This is a genomic window from Thermomonospora echinospora, assembly GCF_900108175.1.
GTDB lineage: Bacteria > Actinomycetota > Actinomycetes > Streptosporangiales > Streptosporangiaceae > Thermomonospora > Thermomonospora echinospora.
The window spans coordinates 94,621-114,199 of the sequence record NZ_FNVO01000001.1; the positions used below are offsets into that span (position 1 = coordinate 94,621).

The window sequence follows — 19,579 nt, forward strand, 5'->3', positions numbered from 1 at the left end:
TCGGGAAACCGAGGGGAAGCGCGCGTGGCCCTGCCTCTGTACGACAGCCAGCCCGCCCGGCGCGCGCCGGTGGTCACCTACCTGCTGGTGGCGGTCAACGTCGTGATCTTCCTGCTCACGCCGATGGCGAACTTCGCCGCCTCCTACGGTGAGGGACGCACGCGCGAATGCAACGCGGTGGAGTTCACCCTTGAGCACGGCGCGATCCCCAAGGAGCTGACCACCGGCCGGCAGCAGCCCGCCCCCGAGCGGGTCGGCCCGTGCGCCGTGGAGCCGTACCACAAGGTGCCCTGGGTCTCGGCGTTCACCTCGATGTTCCTGCACGGCGACTGGCTGCACCTGACCGGCAACGTGGTGATGCTGTTCGTGCTGGGCGCCGGGGTGGAGGACCGCCTCGGCAGACTGCGCTACCTGTTGAGCTATCTGCTGTTCGGGCTGGTGGCCGTGTACGGGTTCGCGTTCGCCTCGCCGGGCTCGACGGTCCCGCTGATCGGCGCGTCGGGCGCCATCGCCGGCGTGCTCGGCGCCTACCTGATTCTCAACCCGCGGGGCCGCATCGTCAGCTACGTCCCGCCGGTGATCTTCAGCCGGCTGCCCGCCTGGGTCGTGCTCGGGCTGTGGTTCGTGCTGCAGTGGTTGTCGCTGGGCGATGAGGACAGCAACGTGGCCTATGTGGCCCACATCTACGGCTTCGTGACGGGCGTGCTGTTCGCGCTGCTGGCCCGGCGGGCCGGCCCCGCCCGCCGGGCGGTGGCGCTGGCCGGCGAGTGAGCCGGCCGCGGCGGGGCATGGTGGGCCGGGGCCGCGGTAGGCCCCGATAGGGTGCGGAAGGGAACGTACGCACCAGGAGGCGCAGTGATCACCGCGATCGTGCTGATCAAGACCGATGTCGCCCGTATCCCGGAGGTGGCCGAGACGATCGCCGCCCTGGAGGGGGTCAGCGAGGTCTACTCCATCACCGGGGAGTACGACCTGATCGCGATGGTGCGGGTGCGTGAGCACGAGGAACTGGCCGAGATCATCCCCGGACGGCTCAACAAGATCCCCGGCATCCGCGACACCGAGACCCACATCGCCTTCGAGACCTACTCCCAGCACGACCTGGAGGCCGCCTTCGCCCTGGGGCTGCCCGACTAGGAGGCCGCCCGACCGGCCCCGTCCGTCAGGACGGGGACTTCGACGGGGACTTCAGGGACTGCGAGACCCGGACCCAGCGGTCCAGCAGCGCGGCGGCGGCACCGGAGTCCACCGCCTCGGCGGCCCGCCGGTAGGCCTCGCGCAGCGCCTCGGTGAGCTTGGCGGCCGGCGGGGTGCCCTCGGCCGCCACCATTACCGCCGCGGCGTTCAGCAATGTCATCTCCCGCACCGGCCCGTCCTCGCCGGCCAGCAGTGCCCGCGCCACCCCGGCGTTGTGCGCGGCGTCGGCGCCGCGCAGCCGGTCGAGGGTGGTGCGGGCCAGCCCCAGCTCGGCGGGGTCGAACCCGACCTCCTCGGCGGTGCCCTCGCGCACCACCCACACCGACGAGGTGCCCGTGGTGGTCAGCTCGTCCAGGCCGTCGTCACCGCGGAACACCAGCGAGGAGCAGCCGCGCTCGGCGAACACGCCGGCCAGCACCCCCGCCATCCGGGCGTCGAACACGCCCACCGCCTGCGCCCTGGGCCGGGCCGGGTTGGTCAGCGGGCCCAGGAAGTTGAACACCGTGGGCGTGCCCAGCTCGCTGCGCGGCTTGGCGGTGTGGCGGAACGCCGGGTGGAACAGCGGCGCAAAGCAGAAGGTGATGCCGACCTCCTCGGCCACCCGCGCCGTCCGCTCAGGCGTCAGGTCGATGGCCACGCCCAGGGCCTCCAGCACGTCGGCCGAGCCGCTGGAGGAGGTCGCGGCCCGGTTGCCGTGCTTGACGATCCGCACGCCCGCCGCCGCCGCGACGATCGAGGCCATCGTGGAGAAGTTCACCGTGTGCGCCCGGTCGCCGCCGGTGCCGACCAGGTCGGCGATCGGGCCGTCGGACAGGGCGGACAGGTTCATGGGGGTGGCGTTGGCCAGCATCCCCTCGGCTAGCCCGGCGACCTCGGCGACCGTCTCGCCCTTGGCCCGCAGTGCCACCGCGAACCCGGCGATCTGCGCGTTGGTGGCCTCGCCCGCCATGATCTCGTTCATCGCCCACGCCGTCTCCTCCGACGACAGCGGCTGCCCGTCCAGCAGGGCGTTGAGCAGAGCAGGCCAGGTCCTACGCGCGTCCATGGGTTCCCCAAACAGTGCGTTCCGAAGGTGATCAGGGGGGAGCGGAGGATACGCGCGGGCGCACCCCCCGGCGCGGGGGGCTAGCGGACCGGCAGCCGGGACTCCCGGCGCCGGCGCATCAGGTCGGCCACCGCCTGGGCCAGCGCCATCGGGTCCAGCGGCTGGCTCACCACGGCGTCGGCCCGCGACCAGGTCGCCAGCCACCCGTCGTCGCGGCGCGCGATGATCGCCACGAACGGCGGGCAGTCGTACACCTCGTCCTTGGCCTGCCGGCAGACCCCCAGCCCGCCGGCGGGCTGGGCCTCGCCGTCGACCACCGCCACGTCGATGTCGCCGGCGTCCAGCCGGGCCACCACGGCCGGCTGGGTGGCGACCTCCACGTACTCCACCTGGGGCAGGTCGGCGGCGGGCCGCCGGCCGATCGCCATCCGCACCTGCGCGCGGGTGTCGGCGTCGTCGCTGTAGACCAGGACCTTCATGGGGGCTTCGCTGCCGAAGGCGTCGGCCCCGGACGGGGAGGTGCTCATGGCAGGTAAGGGTATCGGGTCCACCGTCCCCGGACCCCCTAACGGGGGGTCATGCGTCAGACCATGACTAGGTGGCGCAATAATGCTGCCCGTGGCAACAGCATCCGCGATACAAGCAACTCCGCACGCTCGGACCAATCGCCCCAACCTGGTCAGCGTGGGGACGATCGTCTGGCTGTCGTCCGAGCTGATGTTCTTCGCGGCGTTGTTCGCGATGTTCTTCACCATCCGCTCGGTGATCATCGGCCAGGAGGGGCACCACGCGTGGCCCGGCGCCGAGCTGGACCTGCCGCTGTCGGCCTTCAACACCACCATCCTGGTGCTGTCCTCGGTGACCTGCCAGATGGGCGTGTTCAAGGCCGAGGCCGGCAAGGTCGGGCGAGACGGTGGGCTGCTCAACGTCAAGCGGTGGGGCCTGCGCGAGTGGTACGTGCTCACGTTCCTCATGGGCGCCTACTTCGTGGCCGGGCAGTGCTTCGAGTACTACAACCTGGTCACCAAGGACGGCCTGACCCTGTCGTCCTCGCCCTACGGCTCGGTGTTCTACCTGACCACCGGCTTCCACGGGCTGCACGTGACCGGTGGGCTCATCGCCTTCCTGTTCGTGCTCGGCCGTACGTACGCCGCCAAGCGCTGGACCCACGAGCAGGCGACCAGCGCGATCGTGGTGTCGTACTACTGGCACTTCGTCGACGTGGTCTGGATCGGCCTGTTCGGCGTGATCTACCTGCTCGACCTCTAGCCCCTGCCCGACTTCCACCGACAACACCCGAACGGGGATATCCGTGAAAAGGTTCACCGCATGGCGACGGCGCCCGTGGGCGGGCTACGCCGTCGTGCTGGCGGCCCTGGCGGCGATCGGCGCGATCTACGCCGGTTTCTCGCCGCGCACCGACCGCGCCGAGGCGGCCAACGCGGCCCAGGCCGCCGCGGACCTGGCCAACGGCCGGCAGCTCTACAACAAGAACTGCGCCAGCTGCCACGGGCCCAACGCCGAGGGCACCAAGGACGCCAAGGGGCGGCCGCTCGCGCCCAGCCTGATCGGTGTCGGCGCCGCGTCGGTCGACTTCCAGGTCTCCACGGGCCGCATGCCCGCGATGAACCCCGGCGCCCAGATGCCGCGCAAGCCGCCGATCCCGGAGTTCAACACCAACATCCCGACCGACTTCCACGACCCCGCGCAGCGGGCCCGCGCCGAGCAGCAGAAGGCCCAGGCCGAGAAGAACCTGGCCGACCTGCGCAACTACATCCAGTCGCTGGGCGGCGGCCCGGAGGTCCCGAGCGCGGAGATGGTCGACCCCCAGGGCGGTGACGTCGCGCTCGGCGGCAAGCTGTTCCGCACCAACTGCGCCCAGTGCCACAACTTCGTCGGCTCCGGCGGCGCGCTGACCGGCGGCAAGTACGCCCCGCCGCTGAGCAACGACAACGTCACGCCGACGCAGATCTACGAGGCGATGCTGACCGGGCCGCAGGCCATGCCGGTGTTCAACGACACCACGCTGACCCCGGAGCAGAAGAAGGCGATCATCGCCTACGTGGTGCAGACCCGTGAGGAGCCCAACCCCGGCGGCAACGGTCTGGGTCGCATCGGCCCGGTGGCCGAGGGCCTGACCGGCTGGCTGATCGGTCTGTCGATGCTGATCCTGGCCGCGATGTGGCTGACCGCCAAGAAGCCCAAGAAGCTGAAGAAGTCATGAGCGACAACAACCTCGGCTCGAACGAGCCCATGGAGCCGGGCGACGCCGCGCACGCGCGCAACCAGTCGCCCAAGCGCGTGATCGGCACTCCGGAGCAGGGCGGCCGGCTGCTGGCCACCGCCGAGTCCGAGCCCGCCCCGCACGGCGCGGGCGCCGAGCTTGACGAGGCCGCGGCCAAGCGCGCCGAGCGGATCGTGGCGCTGTTCTTCCTGCTGGCCGCGCTCGGCAGCGTCGGCTTCATCGCCGCCTACGTGTGGAGCGGGCAGCAGGGGCCCAACGGCATGCACGGCATCGAGGACGCGCGGGCCTCCAACTACGCGCTCGGTGTCGCGATGACCGTGGCCATGCTGGCGATGGCGATCGGCGTCACCATCTGGGTGCGCCGGCTCATGACCAGCAAGCAGATCGTCCAGCAGCGCGGCCCCCTGCGCTCGGACGAGGAGACCCGCGCGGAGTTCGAGGCCGCCTTCCTGGAGGGCGCCGGCGACAGCGCCGTCACCAAGCGGCCGCTGCTGCGCCGCACCCTGCTGCTGGCCGCGGCTCCCCTGGGGCTGGCCCCGCTGGTGCTGCTGCGCGACCTGGGCCCGCTGCCGGAGAAGCGGCTGCGTCACACCTTCTGGGGCCCGGCCGTCACGGAGGCCAAGAAGCACGGCAAGCAGGGCGTCCGCCTGGTGGTGGACGGCGCCCCCACCCAGGCGCTGAAGGTCAGCGACTTCGCCACCCCCGGCTCCATGATCACGGTGCTGCCGGAGGGGATCGAGGAGTCGCACCACGCGCTGAACGAGATCGCCAAGGCGGTCACCATCCTCATCAACGTCCCGGCCGACAAGTTCAAGCCGGTCAAGGGGCGGGAGAACTGGCATGTGGGCGGGATCGTGGCCTACTCCAAGATCTGCACGCACGTGGGCTGCCCGGCGGCCCTGTACGAGCAGACCACCCACCACATCCTGTGCCCGTGCCACCAGTCCACCTTCGACGCCACCGACGGGGCCAAGGTCATCTTCGGCCCGGCGGCGCGGCCGCTGCCGCAGCTGCCGCTGTCGGTGGACAAGGAGGGGTACCTGATCGCCACCGATGACTTCCCCGAGCCCATCGGGCCGAGCTTCTGGGAGCGCGGATGAGCACGTCGACCACGGGCGCGGCGGCCCCGAAGGCGGTCTCCGGACCGCTGAACTTCATCGACGACCGGCTCGGTTCGACCACCTTCTTCCGCCGCAACATGAAGAAGGTCTTCCCGGACCACTGGTCGTTCATGCTGGGCGAGATCGCCCTCTACTCGTTCATCATCCTGCTGCTCACCGGGACCTTCCTGACGCTGTGGTTCCAGCCGAGCATGCACGAGGTGGTGTACGAGGGCTCCTACACCAAGCTCAACGGCGTCAAGATGTCGGAGGCCTACGCCTCCACCCTGCACATCAGCTTCGACGTGCGGGGCGGTCTGCTGATGCGGCAGATGCACCACTGGGCCGCGATCCTGTTCATGATCGCCATCGTGGTGCACATGCTGCGGGTGTTCTTCACCGGCGCCTACCGCAAGCCGCGTGAGCTGAACTGGCTGATCGGCATCGGCCTGTTCACCCTGGGCATGGTCGAGGGCCTGTTCGGCTACTCGCTGCCGGACGACCTGCTGTCGGGCACCGGCCTGCGGATCACCCAGGGGGTGGCCGAGTCGATCCCGGTGGTCGGCACCTACCTCTACATGTTCCTGTTCGGCGGCGAGTTCCCGCACGGCACCAACGGCGAGATCATCCCGCGGCTGTTCACCCTGCACGTGCTGCTGATCCCCGGCATCATCCTGGCGCTGGTCACCGCGCACATGATGATCATGTGGCACCAGAAGCACACCCAGATGCCCGGCCCGGGCCGCACCAACGACAACGTGGTGGGGTACCCGTTCTACCCGGTGTTCATGGCCAAGACCGGCGCGTACTTCCTGTTCACCTTCGGGGTGATCGCGCTGCTGGCGACCTTCGCCCAGATCAACCCGATCTGGCTGTTCGGGCCGTACGACCCGGGCGCGATCTCGGCGGGCTCGCAGCCGGACTGGTACATGGGCGTGCTGGAGGGCTCGCTGCGGATCATGCCGAACTGGGAGACCACCGCGTTCGGCCACACCATCAGCTGGAACGTGCTCGTTCCGGCGCTGGGTCCGCTGGGCATCATCTTCACCGGCGCGGCGCTGTGGCCGTTCATCGAGCAGTGGGTCACCGGGGACAAGCGCTGGCACCACACCGTGGAGCGCCCGCGCAACGCCCCGGTCCGTACCGGTGTCGGCATGGCGGCGGTCACCTTCTACGGCATGCTGTGGCTGGCCGGCGGCAACGACGTCATCGCCGAGAAGTTCCATGTGTCGCTGTTCGCCACGACCTGGTTCTTCCGGTTCGCCGTCTTCATCGGCCCGGTCCTGGCGTACATCATCACCAAGCGGATCTGCCTGGGCCTGCAGCGCAGCGACGCCGCCACCATGCACCACGGCGTCGAGGCGGGCGTGATCATCATGTCGCCGGAGGGCGGCTTCAGCGAGAAGCACGAGCCGGCCAACGAGCAGGAGCGGGCGGTCATCCTCAGCAAGGAGAACAGGACCCCCGCGCTGCCGGCCACGGAGAAGGACGGCATCCCGGCCCCCGGCTCCAAGGGCCCGCTGGGCCACCTGCGTGCGCGCCTGCACCGCTACTGGGCCATCGACGACATCCCCGTGGAGGCGCACGACGACCACCACGAGGCCGAAGAGGTCGAAGAGGGCAAGAGCGGCCGCAAGGAGCTCACGCACTGACCGGTTCGTGACACCACGAGAGCCCGCCACCGGAACCTCCGGTGGCGGGCTCTCGTTCTCATGGCCTCGCCGTGCTCGGCGGTCCGCCGGAGCCGCGACCATGAGTCCGCCGTCGCGGCGAGCCGCGACAATGGACGCGAGATGACGAAGACTCTGGTGGTGACCAACGACTTCCCGCCCCGGCCGGGCGGGATCCAGGCGTTCGTGCACAATCTGGCGCTGCGCAGGCCGCCGGGTTCGGTGGTGGTGTACGCGCCGGCCTGGAAGGGCGCGGCCGCGTTCGACGCCGCGCAGCCGTTCCCGGTGGTGCGGCATCCGACCTCGCTGATGCTGCCGGAGCCGGCGGTGCTGCGCCGGGCCGGGCGGATCGCCCGGTCGGAGGGCTGCGACTCGGTGGTGTTCGGCGCCGCTGCCCCGCTCGGCCTGCTGGCCCCGGCGCTGCGGCGGTACGGGGTGGAGCGCCTGGTGGGGATCACCCACGGCCACGAGGCCGGCTGGGCGGCGCTGCCGGTCGCGCGGCGGCTGCTGCGCCGGATCGGCGACGGCGTGGACGTGCTGACCTATCTGGGGGAGTACACCCGGGCCCGGATGGCCGCGGTGCTGTCGCCGCAGGCCGCCGCCCGAATGGCGCGGCTGGCGCCCGGGGTGGACGAGCAGGCGTTTTGCGCGGGGGCGGGCGGCGCGGAGGTCCGCAGGCGGCACGGGCTGGGGGACCGGCCGGTGGCGGTGTGCGTGTCCCGGCTGGTGCCGCGCAAGGGGCAGGACGCGCTGATCCACGCCTGGCCCGCCGTGCTGCGCGAGGTGCCGGACGCGGTGCTGCTGCTGGTCGGCGGCGGCCCATACCGGGCGGAGCTGGAGCGGCTCGCCGCCGACCGGGGCGTGAGCGGCTCGGTGGTCTTCACTGGCAGCGTGCCGTGGGAGGAGCTGCCCGCCCACTACGACGCCGGTGACGTGTTCGCGATGCCGTGCCGGACCCGGCGGCGGGGCCTGGACGTGGAGGGCCTCGGCATCGTCTACCTGGAGGCGTCGTCCACCGGGCTGCCGGTCGTGGCGGGGGACTCGGGCGGCGCCCCGGACGCGGTGCTCGACGGGGAGACCGGCGTGGTGGTCAGGGGCCGTTCCGTGCCGGCCGTCGCGGAGGCGGTCGCCGGTCTGCTGGGCGATCCCGAACGTGCCCGCAAGATGGGGGAGCAGGGCCGGGCCTGGGTGGAGCGCGAGTGGCGCTGGGACGTCCAGGCCGGGCGCCTGGACGCCCTCCTCGGCTGAGACGGCGTGGCTCGGGGCCGGGCGGACGTGGCGGCCCGCTCGGCCCCGAGGCCCTCGGTCAGCCGTCGCGGCGTCTGGGGCGGCGGATGAGCAGGGCGGTCGCCGCCGCCCCGAGTAGCAGGCCCGTACCGACGTGCGTCAGGAGCGTCTTCAGCGACGTCCCGGCGTCCGGGGCGGGGGAGGCTCCGGACGCCGGGGTGCTGTCCAGCTCGACCACTGGTGCGGCCGACGCGCTGTGCGAGTGCTCGGCCGGGGCCGGGCAGACCGGTGTGGGACGGGCGGGGGCCGCCGGTCCGGACGGCGGCTGGGGCTGCGGCGCCGGTGCTGCCCCGGTGCCGCCGCCTTCGCCGCCGGTGAAGTCGATGTCGGAGCAGGAGTAGAACGCCTCCGGGCTGTCGGAACGCTGCCAGATGGCGTAGATCAGGTGCCGTCCGCTCCTGCCCTGCGGCAGGGTCCCGGTGAACGTGTAGGACCCGTTGACCAGCGTGGGGTCCTTCACGGTGAGGAACGGCGAGGTCTCCAGGTCGGCCCAGCGCAGCGGCTTGGCCGGGTCGTAGCCGCTGCGCGTCACGTACAGCTCGAAGGTGCCCTTGTGCGGCGCGGTCGCCTTGTAGCGGAACTCGTGGCGGGCGCCGCCGGTCAGCCGGGTGGCGGGCCAGTCGGCGCGGGCCAGGTCCAGCCCCTTGTACTTGGCCCGTCCCGCGCTGCACAGCTGCCCGTCCGGGATGAGTCGCCGGTGCCGGCCGGCGGCGTCGGCGATGTTGACCTCGTGCCAGTCATAGAGGGCCTGGGTGCCACCGAGGGCGACGGCGGCCTTGCACGCGGCGGACTCGGGGGACTCGGGGTTCTTCTGCCGGCAGGTGAACGACCTGCTCGCCGGGGTCTGCATGGAGCCGTGCGCCAGGGCGGGGACCGCGGTGAGGCCGAGCAGGCCGGTCACGCCCAGCGTGGCGGCGAAGGCGGCGGGTCCGCGGTGTCGTGCGGTCATCGGGGCAGTCCTCCGGTGGTCTGGGGATGGCCGGCGGGTCCGTCCGAAAACCTAGATCGCCGAAGGGCGGTGGGGAGGTGCGCTTAGGCGGCGCTTAAGCCCTGCCTACGTCGATGTTGATTCGGGCTCGGGCGGCTCGGGGGCGCAATCGGGGTCATGCAGCTCGAACCAGACCAGCCTTCCCGCGGCGGTGCGGCGGCTGCCCCACTGCTTGGCCAGCAGGTCCACGATGAGCAGGCCGCGCCCGCTCTCACCCTCGCCGTCGGCCTCGGAGTCCGCCTTGGGCGCCGGGACGGAGTCCGAGCCCGCGTCGCGGACCTCTCCCCGGACGACGTCCCCGACATGGCGGAGCGCCACCTCGACGGTCTCGGAGTCGGTGTGGACGATGGCGTTGGCCGCGACCTCGTCGATGAGCAGGACGGCGTCGTCCAGGACGGAACACCCCCGTAGCGCCGCCGCGGCGAAGCTGCGCACCCTGGCCAGCTCAGCCGGTTCCCCCTTGAAGGCTCTGCGGTGCACCCGCTCGTTCGTCACGGTCCTGTCCCTTCAGTGCCGGCTCGTTCCCGGAGACGTCACCCCCGGGTCGTCCGGCACGCCCGCCCCACCGACACCGTCCTTACGCAGCGTGCCGAGGTGCAACTGAAAGTAACGATACGCTCTCAAAGGGCTTCCCTCACTGCACTTGGGGATTCCGCTCCGGACGCGCCGTGATTCGCCTGCTGGTCCCCGCAGGGCACCGCCCGCCCTCTGGACGGATGCGCCGGGCCGAGGAGCGGGTGGCGCGGGACGCCGCGCGACCGGCGCTTCGAAGTGATCAACGCGGGGCGGCCGGTGACCGGGTGGCCCTGGAGGTCCGCCGGCCGGGGCGCCGGCCGTGTCGCTGCGCCCCGCATGAGGGCCTGTTTCCAGGCTGAGATCCATTATCGCGGTGTACGGGGGCGCGTGTCATCGATCCGCCGAACGATTTTTCGGAGGGTGGTCCGGCATTAATGTCGTGGCTCGATCCGGCTTGATCCGGCTCGATCGAATGAGGACAGGTGAGGCATGAACACCGAACTGGCGGACGAACTCGTCGCGATGGCGGAAGCGGACCACGCGGCGGTGCGCAAGGGGCTCAGCGACGACTTCGCCGAGCAGTTGCAGTGGCGGCGGCTGACCGCCGAGCACGGCGACCGGCTCGGCCGGATCATGGACGAGCACGGGTGGCCGACGGTGCCGATGGTCGGGCCGGAGGCCGCGCGGGCCGCCTGGCTGATCGCCCAGCACGCCGACCGGCAACTGGACGTTCAGCGGCGTGCGCTCGTGCTGATGGAGCAGGCCGTGGCCGCCGGTGAGGCCGGTGTCAGGGAGTTGGCGTTCCTGCGCGACCGGGTGCGGGTGAACGAGGGGCGGCCGCAGATCTATGGCACGCAGATCGCCGGCGTGCGGGACGGCGCCCCGGTGCCGTGGCCCTGCGAGGACCCCGAGGCGATGGACCGGCTCCGGGCGGAGGTGGGGATCGACCCGTTCGCTGTCCACGTCGCCAGGCATCCCGCCGGGTGATCCGCTGCGGGAACGACCGCCGGCCGCCGCCGTTCCCTTGGCGTGACGGCATTCATGCGCCGATGTTATCGGTAATTTATTTTGCTCCGATATGCTGGAATAAATGATCCCGCCGGCGTGATTGACATCGTCTGGTTCGCTCCCTCGGAAAGGACCAGGCGATGCAGGAAGGCCGGCTCGGCCGGACCGCGCTGATGGCGGCGGGCCGATGCCCTGCGCCCGTTCGACCTGATGCGGCTGGTCCGCGCCACCGTCCGGTAGCCGTCGTCCGATAACCGTCCAGGACACCGATAACCCTGTTGCGGCGCGGACGCGGAGCCGGGCAGAGTGCCGGGCATGGCGAACGAGTGGCCGGAACCGCGCAGCGTGCAGGACGTCCGCAGGCTGGAGGAGCAGGGGCGGCCGCTGCGGTTGCTGTTCTTCTGGGGCCACCGGTCGACCGGCACGGGAGAGATCGGCAAGGGCTGCCTCAGCCAGTGGTGGGAGGGCGACTTCACCGTCGACGGGATCACCTACCGCAGCGCCGAGCACTGGATGATGGCGCACAAGGCCCGCCTGTTCGGCGACGAGGAGACGTTCGAGCGGATCGTCGCGGCGGCGCATCCCGCCGAGGCCAAGGCACTCGGGCGGCGGGTGCGCGGCTTCGACGAGGACAGGTGGGCGGCCCACCGCGAAGAGATCGTCACGGCCGGCAACGTCGCCAAGTTCGGCCGGCACCCCGCGCTGCGGGACTACCTGCTCGGCACCGGGCGGCGGATTCTGGTCGAGGCCAGCCCGCTCGACCGCGTCTGGGGCATCGGCCTGTCCGCCGAGGACGAGCGCGCCGCCTCACCCGCCCGGTGGCGGGGCCTCAACCTGCTCGGCTTCGCGCTGATGGAGGCGCGTGCCCGGCTGCGGGGGGATGCCCCGGCCGGGTGACCTGCCGCTCCGTCGGCGCCGCGCCGCCGGTTTCCGGATGGACGCCTGCCCGCGCCGAAGACGAGGCGCCCACCCCGAGACCGGCGGCGTGTGCGCGGACGGCCGAGGCCGCGCCGGCACCCCCGCAGACCGAATCCACGCCGCCCTTTCCGTGTAGGGCGTGATCCGGTCGTTGCCGGCGGCCTGGCGCCCAGGGTGGGGGAGTCTGGAGGTGGGCGCCGGCTGCGTGGCGGCCGCCTGGCCGGATCGAATGCGGGCGTGGACGGGGGTGCCGGACGCGGTCCGGACTGCGGCCGGTCGTACCGAGGAGGGGTCGTGAGCGCTCGTTGGTGGAACGGGCGCATTGGATCCTCGGTGATGCCGGTGACCGGCCGCATCTGCGACGTTAGGCAGTTCGCGCGCCCGCCGCACCCCTCTTAGGTCTCCCTTAAGGCGGAGCTGAGACGGCGCTAAGCCGCCCGCAGTCGGTGGTGGTCGGCGACCTCGAACCAGACGACCCGTCCGTGCGGCAGCGCGACGGTGCCCCACTCGCGGGCGAGCATGCTGACCAGCAGCAGGCCGCGGCCCGCCTCCTGGGACCACGCCGGCGGCAGGGGCGTGCCGGGCGGCCGGCGGGGGCCGGCGTCGTGGACCTCGGCGCGGACGACGCCGGCGCGGTGGCGGATCACCACTTCGAACGCGCCGCCCGGCCGCCCGGAGTCGCTGTGCAGCACGGCGTTGGCCGCTACCTCGTCCAGCAACAGCAGGAAGTCGGCCAGCACAGGGCAGCCCGGCGGCAGCGCCTCGCGGGCGAAGCGGTGGACCGCCGCCAGTTCGGCGCGCTCTCCCCGGAACGTCCTGCGGTGGGCCTGCTCGTCCATCGGACCCTCCTCCCGTGCGGCGACTGACCGCGTTCGCACGCTAAACCCGGAAAGGACTGAAGGAAACAGCCTTATACGGCATTTAAGGATATGGACAGGAAGGGCTAATCCGGGCGTCGTGTCCGGCCCGCGGTGGCGGCGCCCAGCGGCTCCGCCGGGCGTCCGGACGGCGCCGCCCGCCACGGCGGTCCCCTCGCCGTCGGAGCGCGCAGCCCCTCCGCCGTGGGCGTCCCCGGACCGTACCGAAGGGCGTCGCGGGCGGGCGGGAATGGTCTTCTGGCACAATCCGGAGCGGAATTCTTGTGCCTGTCGGTCATCCGGACGGCTCTTGGGGCGTATGCTCCCGGACTGTCGGGACGTTGCCGGGCAGAGCGGGCTCGGGTAGCGTCCACGGCGCGCCGTAAGGCACAGCCTCAGGGAACAGCACAGCGGGTCAGTTCGTCGTTCGCCGACTCCACCTCCTCCAGAGGAGAGGGAATGGCACGACGCTCATCCCAGGATCCGTCGGATCCGTACCGGGAGTTTTGGGAGCATCCGGGCCGTTCGTCCCGGCGTTCCGGCCGGCGGGCGGACTCGCGGCGGACGGAACGCACCGGCCGGCCCGCCGAGCGGCCCCGTGGTCCCCGGCCGCGCTCCGACGCGCGCACGGACGTTCGTTCCGACCCGCGCGCCGGTTCCCGCGCCGAGCCCCGCGCGCCCTTCGACCCCCGCGCGCCCCAGGACCCGCGGGCGCGCGATCGCCGGACGTCCTTCGACGTGCGGATCGGTCCCGCCGTCCGGCCGGGCCGCGCCGCCCGGGCGGACGAGGACCCCGGACCGGGCCACGGCGCCCGCACGGGGGCCGGCGGGCGTGCCGGATTCGACGCCTGGAACTGGTTCGGCCCGGTGAGCGGGTCCGGCGGGCGCCCGGGGTTCGACGCCCGCACGGCCTTCGCCGAGGAGAACGCACGCCGGCGGCGTCCGGCCGCCAAGCCGCGGGCCAGGACGCGCAAGGCGGGGCGGCGGCGCGAGCAGCAGGCGACGGCGGCGATCCCCGGCTATCCGCAGCGGTCGGCCGACGGGTTGACGATCGGCTCGGTCGTCGTCGTCTTCGTGGTCGGGCTGTCCACCCTCGCCGCCGTCGAGAACAGCCTGCTGACCGGGCAGTTCACCGACGCGGCCGGCAGCACCCGGGCGGCCGGCGACGGCGTCTCCGCCACCCCGCGGCCCAGCCGCGACCCACGCCGTCCCCAGCGACCGGCGCAGCCTCCCGTCCAGAACCTCAACGCCCGGGTCAACGAGCTGACCCTGCAACTGCGCGGCCCGGCCGCCCGGCAGTCCTACGGCGGCGATCGTCCCCCGCTGAGCGGGGCGATCAGGTTCAGCCGCGACCGCACCTGGGCGTTCGGCACCACCGCGATCCCCGTTCCCCCCGACCGGGAGGCGATGCCGCAGGCCGCACTGTACGTGGCGCAGTGGACGGGAGACCGCTGGCGGATCGCCTTGTCGGGCACCGAGGAGTTCACCGACCTGCTGGCCAGGGTGCCGGCACCGATGATGCCCGCCGACGAGCGGCGGACGCTGGCCCGCTTCAGTTCCGGCGCCGGCCAGGCGGCCGGGGCCGCCGGGCTGACGCTGCCCTGGCGGACCGGCCAGACCTGGACGATGACCGCCGCGCCCCTGGGCGGGACGGCGGGCGGGCAGGCGGCGCGGCCGCTGGGCGCGGTGGCGTTCCGGGGCGGCGACGGCCGGGTGCTGGCGGCCGGGCCGGGACGGATCTACCGGTTCTGCCCCACCGGCGACGGCCGCGGCCTGGTGATGGTGATCCACCCCGACGGCCTGGCCACCACCTACTACCACCTGACCGGTGTGCGGCGGGTGCGCGACGGCGACACGGTCGCGCGCGGCGACCTGCTGGGGCGGATCGGCACCGACCGGCCATGCGGGGGCGCACCGGCCGACCGGCCCCAGGTGCAGTTCGGGTTGCGCAGCGGCAACGAGGACCTGCCGTTCGAGGGCGTGTCCCTGGGCGGCTGGACCTTCCGCGAACGGGCCCGGCCCCTGGTCGGCTGGGCCGAACGCGGCCTACTGCAGATCCTGCCGGGCGGGCTGCTGCGCAACTTCGGCCCGGACGCCCCGCCCGAACCCACCCCGGAGGAGGAGGACACCGGCCGGCCCGGCCCGCCGGATCCCGACCCGCCCGGCCTGCCCGGCTCGGGCGAGCAGGACCGGCCTCCCACGCAGAACGAGAGGAATGCCAGTGGAGACCCGCAACAGTGACCGGCCCCTTCTACCCCCGTGGGCGCTGCGCGTCATGGCGTTCGGCGCGCTCGCGGTGCTCGTCGGAGCGGCCACCCCGCCCGGCGCCGCCGCGGCCGCCGAGGTGCAGCGCTTCCTGGCCTTCTACGCCGGGGTGTTCTCGCTGATCGCGATGTCGGCGGCGGTGGTCAGCGGCCTGATCGCCACCGAGCGGATGATCCTGCGGATCGGGCACCGGGTGCTGGCCCAGGCGGTGCACCGCGCCTCGGCCCTGGTCGGCTTCACCTTCCTGGTCTCGCACTTCCTGGTGAAGGTGCTCGGCGGGCAGGCGGCCCCGGCGCAGATCGTGGTGCCCTACGCCGGGCCGGTCGGGCTGGGCGCGATCGCCTTCGACCTGTTCCTGATCGTGGTGATCACGGGATTGCTGCGGCCGCGGTTCGCCAGTGCCGCCCGGCCCTGGATGTGGCGGATGTTCCACGTCACCGCGTACGTGGCCTGGCCGGTGGCGATCACGCACGGGCTGACCGCGGGGCGGCCGGCCGCGAACTGGGTGGTGCTGAGCTACCTGCTGTGCGTGCTGGGCGTCGCGATGGCCGCCTTCACCCGGCTGCTGGTGACCGTCAAGCCCCGCTCGGTGCCGCGCGGCGCCCCGGACACGATGCCGGCGGCGACCGTCGCCGGGCAGCGGACCACCTCCGGGCAACGGCAGGAGGCGCTCAGGTGAACTCGCGTGGCGGCGCGGCGTCCGGGGCACGTGGCGGAGAGGGGACGGGCCGATGAGGACGGTGACCGTCACCGGCGTCGGCGGGCCCCGGCTCACCCTGGGCTTCGACCGGTTCGACCGGCTCGACCTCGACCGGCACCGGGCGATGCACGGTGGGCTGCCGGCGCCCTCGCTGGGGGAACTGGTGCGGATGGTCGAGGCGGCCGACCTGCGCGGGCGGGGCGGGGCGGGTTTCCCGTTCGCCCGCAAGCTGTCGGCGGTCGCCCGCCGCTCCGCCCGCTCGGCCGACGGGCGGGCGGAGCGGCCCGTGGTGGTCGTCAACGGGGCCGAGGGCGAGCCCGGCAGCGCCAAGGACAAGGTGCTGCTGGCACGGGCCCCGCACCTGGTGCTGGACGGCGCGAGCGTCGCGGCGTCCGCGCTGGGCACCGACGAGATCGTGCTGGCCGTCGAGAGCGGCGCGGCGGCGCGTTCGGTGCGCGCCGCCGTCGCCGAACGGCGGATGCCCGCGCGGGTCGTGCGGCTGCCGGAACGGTTCGTGGCCGGTCAGAGCGGTGCGGTGGTGCGCGCGATCAACGGCCGGACGCCGGTGCCGCCAGGCCGCCGCGAACGCGCCGCCGGGATCGGGGTGGACGGGCGCCCGACGCTGGTGTCCAACGCCGAGACCTACGCGCAACTGGCGGTGCTGGCCTCCCTCGGACCCGACCTGTACGCCACGGCCGGGACCCCGGACGAGCCGGGCACCACCCTGCTGACCGTGGGCGGGACCACGGTGGTCGAGGTGCCGTTCGGCACCCGGCTGGCGGAGGTGCTGGACCACTGCGAGGCCGCGGCCGGGCAGGGCGTGCTGGTCGGCGGCTACCACGGCCGCTGGTTGGATCCGGCGGCGGCGTCGCGGGCGGTGCTGTCGCGGGCCGGGATGGAGGCGGTGGGCGGCACGCTCGGCGCCGGGATCGTGCTGCCGCTCACCCCCGGCACCTGCGCGCTCGGCGAGGTGCGGCGGATCGCCGCTTACCTGGCCGGGCAGTCGGCCGGGCAGTGCGGGCCCTGCCGGCTGGGCCTGCCCGACGTGGTACGGGCGCTGGACGACCTGGCCGACGGTTCGGGTGGCCCGGATGCGGTCCGGCGGGCGGCCGGGGTCGGGCGTGGCCGGGGGGCCTGCTTCCATCCCGACGGCACCGCCCGCTTCGTGCTGTCGGCGCTGGAGGCCTTCGCCGACGAGATCGGCGCCCATCGGCGCGGCGGCTCCTGCGGGATGCCGGTCTACGGGGTACTGCCGCTGCCGGTGCCCTCGGGCGAGGAGGCCCGGCTGGCCGTCGACTGGACCCGCTGCGACGGCCACGGGCTGTGCGGACATCTGCTGCCGGAACTGGTGCGGCTGGACCGCTACGGATACCCGGTGCTGCTCGACTTCGACATCCCGCCGTGGATGGAACACGACGTCCAGCGGGCGGTGGGCATGTGCCCGGCGCTGGCGCTGCGCGTCACCACCGGTGTGCGGGAGACCGCCGTCCGGCGCTCCTGAACGCCCGGAAACAACTCGTTCCGCATTTTCACCGGTGCCGTGGGATGGCACCGGCGAATTGCCGTTCCCGCGGGCCGGGCAATGGATGAAGCGCGATTTTTTCGCCGAATTCGAGGAGATCGGTGAACGCGTGAGCCGGCGCGCCGCGTACTAACTGACGACCCGCATCGGGCGCCCCGCCCGGACGGCACCACAGAGCACATGACGACCGACAGGAGAAAGGAGGACGGCGCCATGAGGTTCCTCAACCGCGGCACGAACCGTCGCCGTGGAGGGCGGCTGGGACGGCGCGGCGACCTGGTGTTCCTCGCCGTCGCCGTGGTGGCCGCGGCGGCCGCGCTGTTCGTGGTGCTGAGCCCGCCGGGCACCCCGGCCGACGGCGGCACCGTGGCCGGGGTGTCCGGGACGGTGCAGACCCGCTGGGGGCCGCTCAGCGACCGGGACCGGGAGCTGCTCGCCGGGGTGAGGCGGGCCGGACTGTGGGAGGCGCCCTCGGGCCAGCAGGCCCAGCAGCGCGCCGCCAGCCGGCGGGTCAAGGAGATCGGCGGGATGATCGCCACTGAGCACCTCAAGCTCGACGAGGACGTGCGGCAGGTGGCCGAACAGCTCGGGGTGGTGCTGCCCAGCGAGCCCAACCGCGACCAGAAGCAGTGGATGGCCGAGTTGTCGGCGCGCTCCGGCGACGCCTACGACCGTCATTTCGTGTTCCGCCTGCGCGCCGCGCACGGCAAGGTCTTCGCCCTCATCGCCGACGTCCGCGCGAAAACCCGCAACAGTCTTGTACGCGATTTCTCCGCCCGCGCCAACGCCGCCGTACTCCGGCACATGAGCTATCTGGAGAGCACGGGCCTGGTGGATTACTCGACACTTTCCTGATCCGCATCCGAGGAGACCTCTCATGCAACGCAAGAAAGGCATGGCCGTGCTGGTGCCGGCGCTGGCGCTGGCCGCCGCCGCGGCGCAGGTGCCCGCGGCCGCCATGGCGGCGGCCACCCTGACCCGGCCGGCCGCGCCGGACACCGCGGCCGACGCGCCGGCCGCCGCCGCTCCGGGCGGGCACGGCGGGCACCTGCGCCGGGTGGCGGCCCCGGGCGACCCGGACGACAACGGCCAGGACCCCGGCCAGGCACCGGATGCGGGCCAGACCGGCGACCCCGGCCAGGGCCAGGACCCGAGCCAGGTCCCGAGCCAGGACCCCGGCCAGACCGGTGATCCCGCCCAGCAGGATCCCGGCGCGGGCCAGGACGCCGGCCAGGACGCCGGGCAGGATGGTGGCCAGGACGGCGGGCAGGATGCCGGCCAGGACGGCGGTCAGGACAACGGCCAGGACGTTGGGCAGGGTCAGGCGCAGCAGGGGCCGAAGGCCGAGGACTTCGTCGACATCCAGAGCGTGCGGCCCAATGTCCAGCGGGCGCGCAACGGGCGCGGAGCCTCGCGCGGCTCGTTCACCTCGCGCTGCGGCCGCAACGAGAACGGCCACTTCAACTCCGACAACTTCATCGTCGCGCCCGGCGTGAGCAACGGCGCCCACCACACCCACGACTACGTCGGCAACCTGTCCACCGACGGGTTCTCCACCGACGAGAGCCTGGCGGCGGCCGACACCACCTGCGCGCGGGGCGACCGCTCCACCTATTTCTGGCCCGTGCTGCGCGTCCTCGGCGAGGACGACGACAGCGAGCAGGCCGCGCAGAGCACCGCCGACGGCAACGTCGGCCGCATCGTCACCCCGTCCTCGGTGAGCCTGCGCTTCCAGGGCAACCCGCGCAGCCGGGTCACCGCGATGCCGCGCTTCCTGCGGGTCATCACCGGCGACGCCAAGGCCACCACCAATGGCACCGCCAACGCCAGGGCCCAGTGGACCTGCTCCGGCTTCACCAACCGGGTGCTGACCGACAAGTATCCGCTGTGCCCCGGCGGCAGCCGGGTGACGCGCATCCTGGACTTCCCGAGCTGCTGGGACGGGCAGAACGTCGACTCGGCCAACCACCGCACGCACATCGTCTTCCCGGATCGCAACGGCGCCTGCCCGTCCGGGACCAGGGCGGTCCCGCAACTGCGGATGACGATCACCTACAACGTGCCGAACGAGGCGCAGGCGTTCGCGCTGGACAGCTTCCCCGAGCAACTGCACGCCCCGGTCACCGACCACGCCGACTTCGAGAACGTCATGCCCGACCGGCTGATGCGGCAGGCGGTGGACTGCATCAACCGCGGCCGCAACTGCTGAGCGCGGGCACACCATGAGGCACACGACCGGTGAGGCAAGGAGGCCCGTCCCT

19 protein-coding genes are annotated in these 19,579 nt (G+C 72.8%); 14 read left to right on the forward strand and 5 right to left on the reverse strand.

From position 1 onward, the window contains the following. The first annotated feature begins 24 nt into the window (after positions 1 to 24). Positions 25 to 771, forward strand: a complete 747-nt coding sequence (locus tag C4U03_RS00415) for a rhomboid family intramembrane serine protease (RefSeq protein WP_103935576.1) — start codon at positions 25 to 27, stop codon at positions 769 to 771. An 84-nt stretch (positions 772 to 855) separates the two neighbouring features. Beyond that, positions 856 to 1,137, forward strand: a complete 282-nt coding sequence (locus C4U03_RS00420; RefSeq protein ID WP_103935577.1) for an Lrp/AsnC family transcriptional regulator — start codon at positions 856 to 858, stop codon at positions 1,135 to 1,137. A 25-nt stretch (positions 1,138 to 1,162) separates the two neighbouring features. Here C4U03_RS00420 and trpD read toward each other — a convergent pair whose 3' ends face one another. After that, a complete protein-coding gene (trpD, locus tag C4U03_RS00425) occupies positions 1,163 to 2,242 on the reverse strand; it encodes an anthranilate phosphoribosyltransferase (protein WP_103935578.1) in 1,080 nt (359 codons plus the stop codon). Positions 2,243 to 2,322: 80 nt separating this feature from the next. Further along, on the reverse strand, positions 2,323 to 2,769 hold the full coding sequence (locus C4U03_RS00430) for a DNA-binding transcriptional response regulator (protein ID WP_103935579.1): 447 nt from the start codon (positions 2,767 to 2,769) through the stop codon (positions 2,323 to 2,325). Between the two features lie 82 nt (positions 2,770 to 2,851). Between C4U03_RS00430 and ctaE the strand changes: the two genes are divergently transcribed. The 5 genes from ctaE (at position 2,852) to C4U03_RS00455 (ending at position 8,505) form a co-directional block, all read left to right on the forward strand. Then, on the forward strand, positions 2,852 to 3,511 hold the full coding sequence (ctaE, locus tag C4U03_RS00435) for an aa3-type cytochrome oxidase subunit III (RefSeq protein ID WP_103935580.1): 660 nt from the start codon (positions 2,852 to 2,854) through the stop codon (positions 3,509 to 3,511). 43 nt (positions 3,512 to 3,554) lie between these two features. Then, on the forward strand, positions 3,555 to 4,466 hold the full coding sequence (gene qcrC / locus C4U03_RS00440) for a cytochrome bc1 complex diheme cytochrome c subunit (protein WP_103935581.1): 912 nt from the start codon (positions 3,555 to 3,557) through the stop codon (positions 4,464 to 4,466). After that, positions 4,463 to 5,587, forward strand: a complete 1,125-nt coding sequence (qcrA, locus tag C4U03_RS00445; protein ID WP_103935582.1) for a cytochrome bc1 complex Rieske iron-sulfur subunit — start codon at positions 4,463 to 4,465, stop codon at positions 5,585 to 5,587. The genes qcrC and qcrA overlap by 4 nt, the downstream gene beginning before the upstream one ends. Then, positions 5,584 to 7,239: a cytochrome bc1 complex cytochrome b subunit gene (gene qcrB / locus C4U03_RS00450; RefSeq protein ID WP_103935583.1), complete on the forward strand. Its 1,656-nt coding sequence runs from the start codon at positions 5,584 to 5,586 to the stop codon at positions 7,237 to 7,239. Before qcrA ends, qcrB begins: the two co-directional genes overlap by 4 nt. Before the next feature lie 141 nt (positions 7,240 to 7,380). Continuing rightward, entirely contained in the window at positions 7,381 to 8,505 is a 1,125-nt protein-coding gene (locus C4U03_RS00455) for a glycosyltransferase family 4 protein (RefSeq protein ID WP_103936240.1), read from the forward strand. A gap of 58 nt (positions 8,506 to 8,563) precedes the next feature. Here the strand turns inward: C4U03_RS00455 and C4U03_RS42770 are convergent, their stop codons facing one another. Together C4U03_RS42770 and C4U03_RS00465 are read right to left on the reverse strand one after the other, a co-directional pair. Then, positions 8,564 to 9,493 carry a lytic polysaccharide monooxygenase auxiliary activity family 9 protein gene (locus C4U03_RS42770; RefSeq protein WP_103935584.1) on the reverse strand — a complete coding sequence of 310 codons (930 nt, stop codon included), beginning with the start codon at positions 9,491 to 9,493 and terminating at the stop codon, positions 8,564 to 8,566. A gap of 105 nt (positions 9,494 to 9,598) precedes the next feature. Further along, positions 9,599 to 10,027 (reverse strand): ATP-binding protein, encoded by a 429-nt coding sequence (locus tag C4U03_RS00465; RefSeq protein ID WP_103935585.1) that lies wholly within the window; start codon positions 10,025 to 10,027, stop codon positions 9,599 to 9,601. 510 nt (positions 10,028 to 10,537) lie between these two features. Here C4U03_RS00465 and C4U03_RS00470 point away from each other — a divergent pair. Beyond that, positions 10,538 to 11,035, forward strand: coding sequence for a DUF6624 domain-containing protein (locus tag C4U03_RS00470; protein ID WP_103935586.1), 498 nt, complete (start codon positions 10,538 to 10,540; stop codon positions 11,033 to 11,035). 336 nt (positions 11,036 to 11,371) lie between these two features. Next, positions 11,372 to 11,953, forward strand: a complete 582-nt coding sequence (locus C4U03_RS00475; protein WP_103935587.1) for an NADAR family protein — start codon at positions 11,372 to 11,374, stop codon at positions 11,951 to 11,953. Between the two features lie 449 nt (positions 11,954 to 12,402). On the opposite strand, the gene C4U03_RS00480 is transcribed toward C4U03_RS00475, so the two are convergent. Next, on the reverse strand, positions 12,403 to 12,813 hold the full coding sequence (locus tag C4U03_RS00480; RefSeq protein WP_103935588.1) for an ATP-binding protein: 411 nt from the start codon (positions 12,811 to 12,813) through the stop codon (positions 12,403 to 12,405). A gap of 477 nt (positions 12,814 to 13,290) precedes the next feature. Between C4U03_RS00480 and C4U03_RS00485 the strand changes: the two genes are divergently transcribed. From C4U03_RS00485 to C4U03_RS00505, 5 genes are all read left to right on the forward strand, one after another. Beyond that, the gene (locus C4U03_RS00485; RefSeq protein ID WP_103935589.1) at positions 13,291 to 15,072 is read left to right on the forward strand and encodes a M23 family metallopeptidase; all 1,782 of its coding nucleotides are present in this window, start codon (positions 13,291 to 13,293) and stop codon (positions 15,070 to 15,072) included. Then, positions 15,053 to 15,775, forward strand: a complete 723-nt coding sequence (locus C4U03_RS00490) for a hypothetical protein (RefSeq protein WP_103935590.1) — start codon at positions 15,053 to 15,055, stop codon at positions 15,773 to 15,775. The genes C4U03_RS00485 and C4U03_RS00490 overlap by 20 nt, the downstream gene beginning before the upstream one ends. Positions 15,776 to 15,827: 52 nt before the next feature. Then, complete coding sequence (locus C4U03_RS00495; RefSeq protein WP_103935591.1) at positions 15,828 to 17,297, forward strand: NADH-quinone oxidoreductase subunit NuoF family protein; 1,470 nt, start codon at positions 15,828 to 15,830, stop codon at positions 17,295 to 17,297. A 234-nt stretch (positions 17,298 to 17,531) separates the two neighbouring features. After that, complete coding sequence (locus C4U03_RS00500; RefSeq protein ID WP_103935592.1) at positions 17,532 to 18,173, forward strand: DUF4142 domain-containing protein; 642 nt, start codon at positions 17,532 to 17,534, stop codon at positions 18,171 to 18,173. 22 nt (positions 18,174 to 18,195) lie between these two features. After that, entirely contained in the window at positions 18,196 to 19,527 is a 1,332-nt protein-coding gene (locus C4U03_RS00505; protein ID WP_103935593.1) for a DUF1996 domain-containing protein, read from the forward strand. The last annotated feature ends 52 nt before the right edge of the window (positions 19,528 to 19,579 follow it).

Bases quoted from the DNA above. Each gene is read 5' to 3' on its own strand.
- C4U03_RS00485 (WP_103935589.1), top strand. From the start codon at position 13,291: ATGGCACGACGCTCATCCCAGGATCCGTCGGATCCGTACCGGGAGTTT.
- C4U03_RS00505 (WP_103935593.1), top strand. From the start codon at position 18,196: ATGCAACGCAAGAAAGGCATGGCCGTGCTGGTGCCGGCGCTGGCGCTG.
- ctaE (WP_103935580.1), top strand. From the start codon at position 2,852: ATGCTGCCCGTGGCAACAGCATCCGCGATACAAGCAACTCCGCACGCT.
- C4U03_RS42770 (WP_103935584.1), bottom strand. From the start codon at position 9,493: ATGACCGCACGACACCGCGGACCCGCCGCCTTCGCCGCCACGCTGGGC.
- C4U03_RS00455 (WP_103936240.1), top strand. From the start codon at position 7,381: ATGACGAAGACTCTGGTGGTGACCAACGACTTCCCGCCCCGGCCGGGC.
- trpD (WP_103935578.1), bottom strand. From the start codon at position 2,242: ATGGACGCGCGTAGGACCTGGCCTGCTCTGCTCAACGCCCTGCTGGAC.
- C4U03_RS00500 (WP_103935592.1), top strand. From the start codon at position 17,532: ATGAGGTTCCTCAACCGCGGCACGAACCGTCGCCGTGGAGGGCGGCTG.
- C4U03_RS00470 (WP_103935586.1), top strand. From the start codon at position 10,538: ATGAACACCGAACTGGCGGACGAACTCGTCGCGATGGCGGAAGCGGAC.
- C4U03_RS00495 (WP_103935591.1), top strand. From the start codon at position 15,828: ATGAGGACGGTGACCGTCACCGGCGTCGGCGGGCCCCGGCTCACCCTG.
- C4U03_RS00475 (WP_103935587.1), top strand. From the start codon at position 11,372: ATGGCGAACGAGTGGCCGGAACCGCGCAGCGTGCAGGACGTCCGCAGG.
- qcrB (WP_103935583.1), top strand. From the start codon at position 5,584: ATGAGCACGTCGACCACGGGCGCGGCGGCCCCGAAGGCGGTCTCCGGA.
- C4U03_RS00480 (WP_103935588.1), bottom strand. From the start codon at position 12,813: ATGGACGAGCAGGCCCACCGCAGGACGTTCCGGGGAGAGCGCGCCGAA.
- C4U03_RS00430 (WP_103935579.1), bottom strand. From the start codon at position 2,769: ATGAGCACCTCCCCGTCCGGGGCCGACGCCTTCGGCAGCGAAGCCCCC.
- qcrA (WP_103935582.1), top strand. From the start codon at position 4,463: ATGAGCGACAACAACCTCGGCTCGAACGAGCCCATGGAGCCGGGCGAC.